This is a genomic window from Nonomuraea sp. CA-218870, from assembly GCF_050936535.1.
Lineage (GTDB): Bacteria > Actinomycetota > Actinomycetes > Streptosporangiales > Streptosporangiaceae > Nonomuraea > Nonomuraea corallina.
This window is the reverse complement of record NZ_JBNJMN010000001.1, coordinates 1,833,203-1,845,588: the sequence shown is the minus strand read 5'-3', so window position 1 is coordinate 1,845,588 and position 12,386 is coordinate 1,833,203. Positions and strand designations below refer to the sequence as shown.

The window sequence follows — 12,386 nt, the reverse complement described above, 5'->3', positions numbered from 1 at the left end:
CCGTGAGCCGGGCAGGGGTCTCGGTGCCGCGTGTCAGTTGTTGGCGTGCTTCGGGTCGCCGTGGCAGCGCTTGTACTTCTTGCCCGAGCCGCACGGGCACGGCGCATTGCGCTCGACGTTGCCGTAGGCGGCGCGCTCGGCCTGGGTGGTGCGGACGCGGGTGTGCTCCACGTCGCCCTGCTCGCCCGGGGCGGTGTACTCGAGCTCCGCCGGACGGTCGGGGCCGCGCAGGCCGCGGGCGATGATGCCCCGCGTCTCGGCCAGCATCGGGTCCTCCTGCTCCTCGACGATGGGGTTCTCCTGAACCTCCACCTCCAGGTTGAACAGGAAGCCCACGGAGTCCTCCTTGATGCCCTCGAGCATCGCGTTGAACATCTCGTAGCCTTCGCGCTGGTACTCGATCTGCGGGTCCTTCTGCGCGTAGGCCCGCATGCCGATGCCCTCGCGGAGATAGTCCATCTCGTAGAGGTGCTCGCGCCACTTGCGGTCGAGAACCGACAGGATGACGCGCCGCTCCAGGTCGCGGGTCGCCTCGGGGCCCCACTCCTCCTCGCGCCTCGCGTACGCCTCCAGCGCGTCCTTCTTGATGCGCTCCCTGATGAGCTCGTCGGTGATGTTCTCCTGGCCGCCGGCCTCCGCGACGAGGTCTTCGAGGCTGACCGAGACGGGGTAGAGGCCCGCGAACGCCTTCCACAGCTTCTCGAGGTCCCACTCCTCGGCGAAGCCGTCGGAGGTGGCGCCGTCGACGTAGCCGTCGATGACGTTGCCGATGAAGCCGCTGACCTGGTCGTGCAGGTCGGCGCCCTCCAGCACGCGCCGGCGCTCGGCGTAGATCACCTTGCGCTGGCGGTTCATCACCTCGTCGTACTTGAGAACTTCCTTGCGGATCTCGAAGTTCTGCTGCTCGACCTGGTGCTGGGCGGAGGCGATGGCCTTGGAGACGATGCCCGACTCGATCGGCTGCTCCTCGGGGATGTTGAGGCGATTCATGATCACCTCGACCTTGGCCGCGTTGAACAGGCGCATCAGGTCGTCGCCGAGCGACAGGTAGAAGCGGGACTCGCCGGGGTCGCCCTGACGGCCGGAGCGGCCGCGGAGCTGGTTGTCGATGCGGCGCGACTCGTGGCGCTCGGTGCCCAGCACGTAGAGGCCGCCCAGCTCGGTGACCTCGTCGTGCTCGGCCTTCACCGCGGCCTTGGCCTTCTCCAGCGCCTCGGGGTAGGCCTTCTCGTACTCCTCCGGAGTCTCGACCGGGTCGAGGCCGCGCTGGCGCAGCTCCACGTCGGCGCGGAACTCGGGGTTGCCGCCGAGCATGATGTCGGTGCCTCGACCGGCCATGTTGGTGGCGACGGTGACGGCGCCCCTGCGGCCCGCCTCGGCGATGATCGACGCCTCACGCGCGTGGTTCTTCGCGTTGAGCACCTCGTGGGTGACGCCGCGGCGCTTGAGCGCCTTGGACAGCCGCTCGGACTTCTCCACCGAGGTGGTGCCGACGAGAACCGGCTGGCCGTGCTCGTGGCGCTCCTTGATGTCGTCGACCACCGCGTTGAACTTGGCGTCCTCGGTCTTGTAGACGACGTCGGGCTGGTCCTTGCGGACCATCGGCCGGTTGGTCGGGATCGGGACCACGCCGAGCTTGTAGGTCTGGTGGAACTCGTTGGCCTCGGTGGTCGCGGTGCCGGTCATGCCGGCGAGCTTCTCGTAGAGGCGGAAGTAGTTCTGCAGGGTGATCGTGGCGAGGGTCTGGTTCTCGTCCTTGATCTTCACGCCCTCTTTGGCCTCGATGGCCTGGTGCATGCCCTCGTTGTAGCGGCGGCCGTGGAGGATGCGGCCGGTGAACTCGTCGACGATGAGCACCTCGCCGTCGGCGACGATGTAGTCCTTGTCCTTCTTGAACAGCTCCTTGGCCTTCAGGGCGTTGTTCAGGAAGCCGACGAGGTGGGTGTGCTCGGGCTTGTAGAGGTTGTCGATGCCGAGCCAGTCCTCGACCTTCTCCACGCCGGACTCGAGGATGCCGACCGTGCGCTTCTTCTCGTCGACGATGTAGTCGCCGGTGCTCTCCTCGCCGGGGTTCTTCGCCTCGACGCCGCGGCGCAGCCGCGGGACGATCTTGGCGAACTCCTGGTACCACTTCCCGGACTGCTCGCCCGGGCCGGAGATGATCAGCGGGGTCCTGGCCTCGTCGATGAGGATCGAGTCGACCTCGTCGACGATGGCGTAGTTGTGGCCGCGCTGCACGCACTCGTCGAGGCCCCACGCCATGTTGTCGCGCAGGTAGTCGAAGCCGAACTCGTTGTTGGTGCCGTACGTGATGTCGGCGAGGTACTGCTTGCGGCGGTCGTCGGGCGTCTGGCCGGACAGGATCACGCCGACCTCGAGGCCGAGGAAGCGGTGGACCCGGCCCATGTTCTCGGCGTCGCGCTTGGCGAGGTAGTCGTTGACCGTGACGACGTGCACGCCCTTGCCCGACAGGGCGTTGAGGTAGGCGGGCAGGGTGCAGGTCAGGGTCTTGCCCTCACCGGTCTTCATCTCCGAGATGTTGCCCATGTGGAGATTGGCGCCGCCCATGATCTGCACATCGAAGTGGCGCTGGCCGAGCACGCGGCGCGCGGCCTCGCGCACGGTGGCGAACGCCTCGGGAAGCAGGTCGTCGAGCGACTCGCCATCGGCATGGCGCTGCTTGAATTCGTCCGTCAGGGCGCGCAACTCCGCGTCGGACAGGCTCGTGAAGTCGTCCTCGATGGAGTTGACCTGATCTGCGATCCGCTTGAGCTTGCGCAGAGTCTTGCCCTCGCCGGCACGTAGGATCTTGTCGAGAATGGCTGCCACTTTATGTAAAGCTCCTCGCAGGTCTACCCCGGCGGCGCCGCCGAGAGGAGAGGCCGAGACAAACTTCCCCGCTGCCATCGTAGGCCGTTCTCCAACCAGACACAGCCACCGTGCCGACAAGGGCACAGGACTTGTCTGGGAGAATGTCGTGAGGGCAGATGGTACGCCGGTCAAAGACCGGTTCGCCCCGATAACCGGGATATCCGGGCAAGGAGGGATTTGTCATGGTTGAAGGCCAGAAGTCTGAGCAGACCGAGAATCTGGGAAGCCACGGCGGCCGCGCGTCCTCATGGCTGGCCGTGACGGTGATGCTGATCGGGTTCACGGTCGGCGGATTCGGTCTGACCATGGACAACTGGATGATCGTCTGGATCGGCGTCGGCCTCTTCGTGGTGGGGGGCATCCTCGCCCTCGTCTTCGACATCTTCACCGATGTGGTCATCGACGCGCCCCGCGCGGGCATGCGCGCCGAAGACCACCGCTGACATCTCCCTCGGGTACGGGGCTCCCGTCGAAGGCGGCCCCTCCGAGGCACCCCCGACGGCGACGGGTCTTCAGCGTGTCAACGCGAGCCTGCCGCCGCTTCATTCCCCGGCGTTCTGTCAGTGGCCGTGACTAGCATTCCGGCCATGCTCCCCCGTACGGAATCGCAGACATGACTGACCTGACCCCCGACGAGGCGCGCCGGCTGATCCTGCGCGCCCAGGGTCTGCTCGGCTCCGACGGCCGCCGCGGCGGGGTTCACGGCATGCTCCGCAGGCTCGGCGCGGTCCAGCTCGACACCATCTCGGTGCTCGCGCGCTCCCACGAGCTCGTCGCCTACGCCCGGCTCGGCGCGGTGGGCAGGCCCGCCGTCGAGCGGGCCTACTGGGACGAGCCGGCCCGCAGCTTCGAATACTGGTGCCACGCCGCCTGCATCCTGCCGATCGAGCACTGGCCGCTCTTCGCGTTCCGGCGGCGCGCCTACCGCGAGCGCCGCTTCCGCTGGCACGAGGTGCCCGACAGCGTCGGCAAGCTGCTCGACCAGGTGCGCGAGAGCGGCCCGCTCACCACCTCCGACGTGGGCGGCGCCAAAAACGGCGGCCCGTGGTGGGACTGGTCCGACTCCAAGATCGGCCTGGAGTGGCTGCTCGACATCGGTGAGGTCGTCTGCACCCGCCGGGTCGGCTGGCGCCGCGTCTACGACCTGGCCGAGCGCGTGGTGCCCGCCGAGCTGCTGGCCCAGGAGCTCTCCGACGAGGAGTGCGTCACCCGGCTCGCGGCCATCGCCGGCCGGTCACTCGGCGTCGCCACCCGGGCCGACCTGATCGACTTCCTCCGGCTGCAGGGCCGCACCACCGCGCTGCTCGACGAGGCCCTGGCGAGCGGCGCCGCCGGGCTGACGCCGGTGCGCGTCCACGGCTGGCCCAACGCCAAGGCCGGACGCAACGGCGCCGGCGGCGGGCCCAACGCCTGGGCCGACCCGGCCGCGCTGGAGTCCGAGCCGCGCGGCCGCCACCGGACGACCCTGGTCTCGCCGTTCGACTCGCTGATCTGGCACCGCGGCCGCACCGAGCGCGTCTTCGGCTTCGCCTACCAGCTTGAGCTGTACGTGCCCAAGCACAAGCGGGTGCACGGCTACTTCACGATGCCGGTGCTGGCCGGGGGCCGTCTGATCGGCCGCGTCGACCCGGCCCGTGAGGGCACCACCCTGGTGGCCAGGCAGCTCAGCCTGGAGCCGGGCCTGACCAGCGCCCGATGGGTGGAGGCGATGCGGGAGGCGCTCTGGTCGGCCGCCGCCTGGGTGGGCTGCGACGCCGTCCGCGTCGAACGCACCGACCCGCCGGAGCTCGCCGCGGCGCTCAACACGGCGCCCGCTCTCTGAGCCCCGGCCGGCCCTCGCCCGTCCTCAACACAACGCGCGCTCTCTGGGGCCCGGCCGGTCCCCCGCCCGTCCTCAGCGAGGGCGGGCGGGGTGAAGCCGGGTCACGTGATTTCCAGCATGCGCTCGCGGACCGCGTACACCACGGCCTCCATGCGCGAGTGCAGCTGCAGTTTGTCCAGGATGTTGCGGACGTGGTTCTTCACGGTGTTCTCGGAGATGAACAGCTGCTTGGCGATCTCCCGGTTGTTCATGCCCTTGGCGACCAGCCGCAGGACCTCCATCTCCCGGTCCGTCAGGCGTGGGACCGGGAGCTGCGCCGGGCGCTCGGTCCCCTTACGGCTCATGTTGGCGAACTCGCTGATGAGCTTGGCCGCCATGGCCGGGTTGATTAACGACTGGCCTTCGTGGACGCCGCGCACGGCCGCCGGCACGTCGTTGATCTGGACGTCCTTGAGCAGGTAACCGGTCGCGCCTGCCTTGATCGCCTCGAAGAGGTCCTCCTCCTCGTCGCTCACCGTCAGCATGATGATGCGGGTGCTCGGCACCGAGGCCTTGATGCCCTTGGTCGCCTCGATGCCGTCCTGCCTCGGCATGCGCACGTCCATCAGCGCCACGTCGGGCATGAGGCGGTCGGCCAGCTCGACCGCCTCCTGCCCGTCGCTCGCTTCCCCGACCACCTCGATGTCAGGCTCCGCGGCCAGCGCCAGGGCCAGGCTGCGCCTGATCAGCTCGTGATCGTCCACGATCAGCACACGGATCGGCTCGCCGCTGGAGGGGCGCGCCTCGCCGGACTCGGTCACAGGGCCTCCTTGATCCGCCTCGCGACCGTCGTGTCGTCGATCCGCTCGCTCATCCTCGCCTGACTGAGCTCGCTCACGTCTCCTCCTCGTCGGGGGGCCAGAGCCGTCGGACCGCCATGATCGCACGTGTGCCGCGGTCCTCGGGTGGTCCGAGAAGATCTTTCTGGCGGTCCGTCAGGGCTCTACGAGCCGCAGCACGCCGTAGTTGTACCCACGACGGTTGTAGACGACGGACGGAAGACCGCTCTCCTTGTCACGGAACAGATAGAAGTCGTGGCCGACCAGCTCCATCTCGAGGAGGGCCTGGTCGATGGTCATGGGCTCTGCCTTGTGGAACTTCTCCCGGACGATCAGAGGGCCGTCGCCGTCCATCTCGATGGGGACGATGTCGTCGTACTGCTTCTCGTCAGGCAGCCGGTCCTCCTCGGACTCGGCCTCCTCGCGGGCCGGCACGGCCTGCTGGGGCATGGGCGCGGCCAGGTCGGGCACGCCGGCCGTGAACTCCGCCACCGAGGCGGGCTTGTGGTTGCCGTGATGGACCTTGCGCCGGTCGGCGAGCCTGCGCAGGCGCCCTTCCAGCTTGTCCATCGCGATGTCGAGGGCGGCGAACCGGTCGTCGGCGCAGGCCTCCGCGCGGATGGCGGGCCCGCGGGTGTGAATGGTCAGCTCGACCCGCTCTCGCTGGTCGGCCACCCGGGCGTTGCGCTCTTTCGACACCTCCACATCGACTCGGATGAGTTTGTTGTCCAGACGCTCGATCCTGGCCAGCTTGGTCGTCACCTGGTCGCGGAACCGATCACTCACTCCTGTGTGCCGGCCCTTGACGATGATGTCCATGCAACAGCCCCCCTTCGCCTAACGACTGAGATAGAGCGCCCGACGACCTGCCAGGTGCCGGGCGGGGTCCAGTCCGGTCTGCCTTTCTCTCACGCTTACCCTCTTCCGACTCCTCGTCACCGGGAACGCGGATGGCACCCGTCCGGCCGACCTGGTCTTCGACCCCACATCCGCCTGCTGAGGGTTTCGCAGCTCTGATGCCACTACCGCCCTTCTCTCCTGACGGGGGACATCTGGACCCCCGGGGAGGCAGGACTTACCCCTAAGCCGCACCGTGATCGGTCGACGAAAAGTCGCCTTACGTGGGCCGTTTCGCCTGCGGCTGGCATCGGCTAGCGGAGCCGGGTGCTCCGGCTCTGCGCAACCACGGACCCGAACGGGTGCCATGTTCAGACGCTATCCGGATCGGCGGCGAATGTCAGCCGGGGCGAGCCTCAAACGATCACTTTCCGTGATTTTCTCGCTGGGTTACGGCCTGATCAGATGCCGGGTTTGGTCCCTCGCCGCCCTGTACGGGAAGAGATGGCATGGCCCTGAGCTGCTTGAGCGACCTCTCCCAGGTACGAAGATGTAGCCCCGGAGAGACAAGGCAGAGACGATCTTTCCTCACCGAGGGTCACCGTAACCATTTCGTGAGCTTCGGCGTGTCGCGGCGACGGTGACGGCCAGCGGCACGGCCGCTCCCGCCTCCCGCAGGGCCCGCGCGGCGTCGGCGAGCGTGGCGCCGGTCGTGACCACGTCGTCCACGATCACCACCCGGGCCCGTTCCAGCCGGTCTCCGAGCCGACCGGGACCGCCCGGCGCGCCGCAGCGCACGGCCCCATCCGCGCCGTGGTCCATCCGGTCGGTCGAACGGCCCCGTACGAGTGCTTCCGGTGGAGCGAGGTCGCGGGGAGGACGTGGGCGGGTGGAGTGGTCCAGGAGGCGGATGGCTTCCGGTGGTACGTGGAAGGAGCCGGCCAGGTTCGCCACCCGGTCGGCGGAGCTCAGCCCTGCCTGGTCGGCCACCTTCCGGCGTTGCCGCAGCGCGGGCCAGAGGAGGGCGGGAACCTTCTGGCGGCACAGGCGGCGCACCACCCGGTCCGCCAGCGCGGCCACGTGATCATGGCCCCGCCCCTTGACCGCCGCCCGGCCGCTGGGCACGGGCACCACGATCACCGGCTCCCCGGCCGGCCCGCACGCCCTTGGGCCGCTCCGCCCGGCACGCGCGGGAAGGCCCTCCCCCGCGCCCTGGACGGCGCCCACAAGGCCCTCAGCGTCCTGGTGAGGATGGCGCAGGGCGGTCATGAGGGTGAAGGCCAGAAGGTCGGCCAGACGTCCGGCCAGGGCCGCCTCGCCCCTTTCCTTGTAGGCGATGACCGCCGCGCGCACCACGCCCGCGTACGGGGAGGCGGACCAGCACGCGGGCAGCCCGTCAGGGACGGGGCTTGGCATGCGGCAGGCGGGATCGGCGAGGCGCGCCAGGCAGGCATCGCACAGGCGACCCCCCGCGACGCCGCAGCCCAGGCACGGCTGCGGCAGGACGGCGTCGAGCAGAGCGGCGAACACCACCTCAGGATGCCGCCCTCCACCGACACTTTCCGTATCGACCCGATCACCGAGACGGGACCGCCCAAAGGAGCCCGCCGCGCCACCAGCCCGGAGGCCATGGCCGGCATCGCGGTCAGCCCAGGGTGAAGAGGGGGTGGTCGACGGCTGTGGCCGGTTTGGGGGTCCAGGTCCGCTTGTCGCGGCTGTATTCGAGGATCTCGTTGCTCTCCTCGGTCGTCGCCAGGATCGCGTCGCCCAGGGCGGCCAGGCGCTTCAGCCGTTTGCTGGTCGTCGGCAACTGCGCGGCCTCGCCGTCGCCGACGTTGATCTCGTTGACGAACTGGCCGGCCTTGGTCTGGACCAGGACCAGCAGGTGGCCGCCGTCGCTCCAGGCGATGTCGACGATCTCGTCGCCGCCGGACACCGTCGTCAGCGTCTGGAAGTTGCTCAGCATCGCGTTGCCGCCGCCGCCCGTGAGCGCGCCGACCTGGACCTCGCTGTCGCCGACGGTGACCGCGACCCGGACGCCGTCCCTGGCCATCCGCAGGGAGGTCACGTCCTGCCCTCTGAGCGCGGGGGCGGCGATGCGTTCGGGGCCGCGGCCGACGACGGGGTGTGAGCGGATGACGGCGTCGTTGCGCCGGTCGAACGTCCACAGGCTGCCGTCGCGGTGCCAGGACGGGTCCGTGAGGTCGGGGCCGGGGATGGACTCCTGCCAGCGGCCGTCGGGAGAGTGACGGGTCACCCAGATGCCGCCCGCGGCGGACCTGGCGGCGATGCGGTCGCGGTCCTTGGAGATCGCGAAGCCGGTGTAGCCCTCGCTGGGCTGCCCGGCGGGACCGGTCACCGGGTGGCCCTCGCCGTCGGGGGCGAGGATGAAGACGGCGCCGTCGCTGGTGTAGAAGACCTGCTTGTCCTCGCTGCCCAGCCAGCTCTCCGGCAGGTTGGCGGGCACGGTGAGCGAGCCCGACGAGAAGAACTGCTCGCCGTCGAGCAGCACTTCGAGCGTGCGCCCGTTGGCCAGGTTGTTGCTGCTCAGGCTGGCCCTGAGCTGGGCCTGGATGCCCTGGGTGAAGGTGGAGAGGGGGTTGAACGGGCCGCTCACGTTGATCAGCACCCGGTCCTCGCTGGACCGGATCCACCGCACCCTGACGCCGTCGGGGAACTCGTTGCCGACCGCGCCCTGCAGCGCGCTGGTGGGCCCTTCGATCAGGCGCTCGATGATGGTCTGGGCGAAGCTCTTGTCGGGGTCGATGCGCAGCCGCACCCGGTCGACGACCAGCCGGTCGGGCTGCGGGTCGGCGCCGGAGGAGCCGTTGAGGTAGTAGAGGTTGGTGGGCCGGTACGCGCGGCGCACGTCTGCGTCGGTGAGCAGCAGGCCCTGCTGCAGCCCGTTGACCCTGTAGGCGCCGCTCGCGTCCTTGACCAGGGTGAACTGGCGGGTGATCTTGGGGTCGTCGGACCGGCTGACCGGCACGTACGTGTCGTCCTCGTTGATCTGCGCGATCTTGTTGCCCTGGACGGTGACGGCGGTCTCCCGCTTCTCCTTGTCCTCGATGAGCTCGCCGAACCGGAACGAGTTGTCGATCACGGTGATCGCACCGTCGGGTTTCCAGACGCGCCGGGCCTCCTCGGTGAGGTAGCCGGGCAGGACGGAAGGGTCGTCGTGGTAGGCGGCCATGGCGGCCAGCAGGCCCTCCACGACCTGCTGCGGCCCCCAGTCGGGCTGCGGCGCGACGGCGACCATCCGCTGGAACGGCACGGTGACGGAGTCGCCGCTGCCCGCCTCGTCCACCGGGAACGGCCCGCCCACGGGGATGACGGCGCACCCGGCGACGGCCGTGAACAGCGCGAGCGCGAAGGCGGCGGCCCTGAGTCGCCTAGACCTCGTCATGCCCGCCCCCGTCGCCGGTGGCCGGCAGCAGCACCGGCGTCATCTGGCCGCGCCAGGTGCGGCGCATCTCGATCTCGGGCGGCACCAGCGACAGCGGGGAGCCCTTGAGGCCGATGCCGGCCTTCCTGGGCAGGGTGAGCCGGAACTGCGAGCCTTCGCCCGGCTGGCCCCACGCCTGCAGCCAGCCGCCGTGCAGCACCGCGTCCTCGCGGGAGATGGCCAGGCCGAGGCCGGTGCCGCCGATGGTCCTGGCCCGCGACGGGTCGGCCCGCCAGAACCGGTCGAAGACCAGGGTCTCCTCGCCGGGTTTGAGCCCGATGCCGTGGTCGCGCACGGCGACCGCCACCGCGTCCCTGTCGGCGCCCACGGTGACCACGACATCGCGGCCCTCGCCGTGCTCGATGGCGTTGAACAGCAGGTTGCGCAGGATGCGCTCGACCCGGCGGTTGTCGATCTCGGCCATGCACGGCTCGTTGGGCAGCCGCAGCTCGAAGCGGGTGCTGTGGCGTTCGGCCAGCGCCTCGGAGTCGGCTATGGCCCGCAGCACCACGTCACGGACGTCGACGGAGTCGAGGTCCAGGGTGGCGGCGCCGGCGTCGTACCGGCTGATCTCCAGCAGGTCGGCCAGCATCGACTCGAACCGTTCGAGCTGGGCCTGCATCAGCTCGGCGGAGCGGGAGGCCATCGGCTCGAAGTCCTCGCGCGCGTCGTACAGCAGGTCGGCGGCCATGCGGACGGTGGTGAGCGGGGTGCGCAGCTCGTGCGAGACGTCGGAGACGAACTGCCGCTGCACCTGCGACAGCTCCTCCAGCTGGTGGATCTTCAGCGCCAGGTTGGCGGCCATCTCGTTGAACGAGGTCGCGAGCCTGGCCAGGTCGTCCTCGCCGCGTACCTTGAGCCGTTCGTCGAGCTTGCCCGCCGCCAGGCGCTCCGCCGCCTGGCGGGCCAGCCTGACCGGCGTGACGACCTGGCGGGCCACGAGGTACGCGATCGCGGCGAGCAGCAGCACCAGCCCGAAGCCGACCACGACGATGGCCAGCCGGACGTTGGACAGCATCTGCTCTTCCTCGTCGAACGGGAAGAAGTGGTAGACCTCGTAGCTGCCGTTGACGTGGAGGATGGCGCCGATGACGAGGGTCTGCCTGGGCTGGCTCTCGCCGGGGAAGCTGATCGGCTCGGTGTAGCGCTGCGGCCTGTCGATGAACTTCTCCGCCTGGCGGCGCAGCATCTGCTGGAGGGCCAGGGGGATGTTCCGTTCGCTGACGTTGCCCGACGCGCGTGACCTGCCCGGCTCGTCGACGTTGAGGATCAGCACCTCGTAGCGCTTCTTCCAGCCGTCCCTGCCGGTGCCGATGATGGTGTCCATCACCTCGTCGAGCGGGTCGGGCGGCACACTGTTGCCGGAGTCGGAGGGTTTGGCCTGGTCGTCCTCGCGCCGGATGAGCGCGTCGGCGATCTGCAGCCGGTCGGCGGCCGCCTCGCTCGCGGCGGACTGCTGCCGGCGCTCGATGACGGAGTTGTTGATCTGGTCGGACAGGAAGATGCCGAGCACCATGACCACGATCACCGAGATCACCAGGGTGCTGGTGACGACCTGGAGCTGGAGCGAGCGCCGCCACAGCCGCCGGATCCTGCCCGCGGCACGACGAGCCCGCCGCCGGACTCCGCCGAGTATCTGGCGGAGCGTCCGGCGGCGCGGGCGTCTGGTCTTGGCCGGGGGCATGGCGGGGGAGGCGGGACGCTAGGCGGGGCCGGCCTTGTAGCCCACGCCGCGGACCGTCACCACGATCTCGGGGTGCTCGGGGTCCTTCTCGATCTTGGCCCGGAGACGCTGCACGTGCACGTTGACCAGGCGGGTGTCGGCCGCGTGGCGGTAGCCCCAGACCTGCTCCAGCAGGACCTCGCGGGTGAACACCTGGCGCGGCTTGCGGGCCAGGGCGACGAGCAGGTCGAACTCGAGCGGCGTGAGGTTGATGGTCCCCTCGCCGCGCTTGACCGAGTGGCCGGCCACGTCGATGGTGATGTCGCCGATCTGCAGGATCTCGGGGGTGGGCTCGTCGGTGCGGCGCAGCCGCGCCCGCACGCGGGCCACCAGCTCCTTCGGCTTGAACGGCTTGACGATGTAGTCGTCGGCGCCCGACTCCAGCCCCAGCACCACGTCGATGGTGTCGCTCTTGGCCGTGAGCATGACGATCGGCACCCCGGACTCCGCCCGGATCCGGCGGGCGACGTCGATGCCGTCGGCGCCGGGCAGCATCAGGTCGAGCAGGACGAGATCGGGACGCGTGTCACGGAACGCGTCCAGCGCCTTGTCGCCGTCACTGACAAAGGATGGTTCGAAGCCCTCTCCGCGCAACACGATGCCCAGCATCTCGGCGAGAGCGGCATCGTCGTCGACGACCAGCACGCGACCTTTCATGGCCCCTCATTCGTTCTACGCATTTTGGGACATACCTGCACGGTCGGTGAAGGTTACCCCCGCCCGGCCCATGAGTGTGACATGAGTCCCGCGGAAGGCGGACATCCGGCTCGCACCACGACCGCTCCCCTTCAGTCTGCGGTAACAGAAGGTCTTTCGGCCACCCTGGGCGAGATCCTCGGCGCCGGAACGCGTGCCGGAAACGGCCGGGGA

At 69.6% G+C, this 12,386-nt stretch carries 9 protein-coding genes; 2 read left to right on the top strand and 7 right to left on the bottom strand.

Features of this window, described 5'->3' with window-relative positions; genetic code table 11:
* Positions 1-33 precede the first annotated feature (33 nt).
* Complete coding sequence (gene secA / locus ACQEUU_RS09170) at positions 34-2,829, bottom strand: preprotein translocase subunit SecA (protein ID WP_433062897.1); 2,796 nt, start codon at positions 2,827-2,829, stop codon at positions 34-36.
* A 224-nt stretch (positions 2,830-3,053) separates the two neighbouring features.
* Here secA and ACQEUU_RS09165 point away from each other — a divergent pair, with 224 nt between their 5' ends.
* Together ACQEUU_RS09165 and ACQEUU_RS09160 are read left to right on the top strand one after the other, a co-directional pair.
* Complete coding sequence (locus ACQEUU_RS09165) at positions 3,054-3,314, top strand: HGxxPAAW family protein (protein WP_433062895.1); 261 nt, start codon at positions 3,054-3,056, stop codon at positions 3,312-3,314.
* Positions 3,315-3,484: 170 nt separating this feature from the next.
* Complete coding sequence (locus ACQEUU_RS09160; RefSeq protein ID WP_433062892.1) at positions 3,485-4,693, top strand: winged helix-turn-helix domain-containing protein; 1,209 nt, start codon at positions 3,485-3,487, stop codon at positions 4,691-4,693.
* A 101-nt stretch (positions 4,694-4,794) separates the two neighbouring features.
* On the opposite strand, the gene ACQEUU_RS09155 is transcribed toward ACQEUU_RS09160, so the two are convergent.
* The 6 genes from ACQEUU_RS09155 to mtrA all read right to left on the bottom strand — a co-directional run bounded on the left by ACQEUU_RS09155 (position 4,795) and on the right by mtrA (position 12,173).
* Positions 4,795-5,493, bottom strand: coding sequence for a response regulator (locus ACQEUU_RS09155; protein ID WP_433062890.1), 699 nt, complete (start codon positions 5,491-5,493; stop codon positions 4,795-4,797).
* A gap of 174 nt (positions 5,494-5,667) precedes the next feature.
* Entirely contained in the window at positions 5,668-6,330 is a 663-nt protein-coding gene (gene hpf / locus ACQEUU_RS09150; protein WP_433062888.1) for a ribosome hibernation-promoting factor, HPF/YfiA family, read from the bottom strand.
* A 606-nt stretch (positions 6,331-6,936) separates the two neighbouring features.
* Entirely contained in the window at positions 6,937-7,878 is a 942-nt protein-coding gene (locus ACQEUU_RS09145; RefSeq protein WP_433062886.1) for a ComF family protein, read from the bottom strand.
* Between the two features lie 115 nt (positions 7,879-7,993).
* Positions 7,994-9,754, bottom strand: coding sequence for an LpqB family beta-propeller domain-containing protein (locus tag ACQEUU_RS09140; RefSeq protein ID WP_433062884.1), 1,761 nt, complete (start codon positions 9,752-9,754; stop codon positions 7,994-7,996).
* Complete coding sequence (mtrB, locus tag ACQEUU_RS09135; protein WP_433062881.1) at positions 9,741-11,477, bottom strand: MtrAB system histidine kinase MtrB; 1,737 nt, start codon at positions 11,475-11,477, stop codon at positions 9,741-9,743. The genes ACQEUU_RS09140 and mtrB overlap by 14 nt, the downstream gene beginning before the upstream one ends.
* 18 nt (positions 11,478-11,495) lie before the next feature.
* A complete protein-coding gene (mtrA, locus tag ACQEUU_RS09130; RefSeq protein WP_433062878.1) occupies positions 11,496-12,173 on the bottom strand; it encodes an MtrAB system response regulator MtrA in 678 nt (225 codons plus the stop codon).
* Between the last annotated feature and the right edge of the window lie 213 nt (positions 12,174-12,386).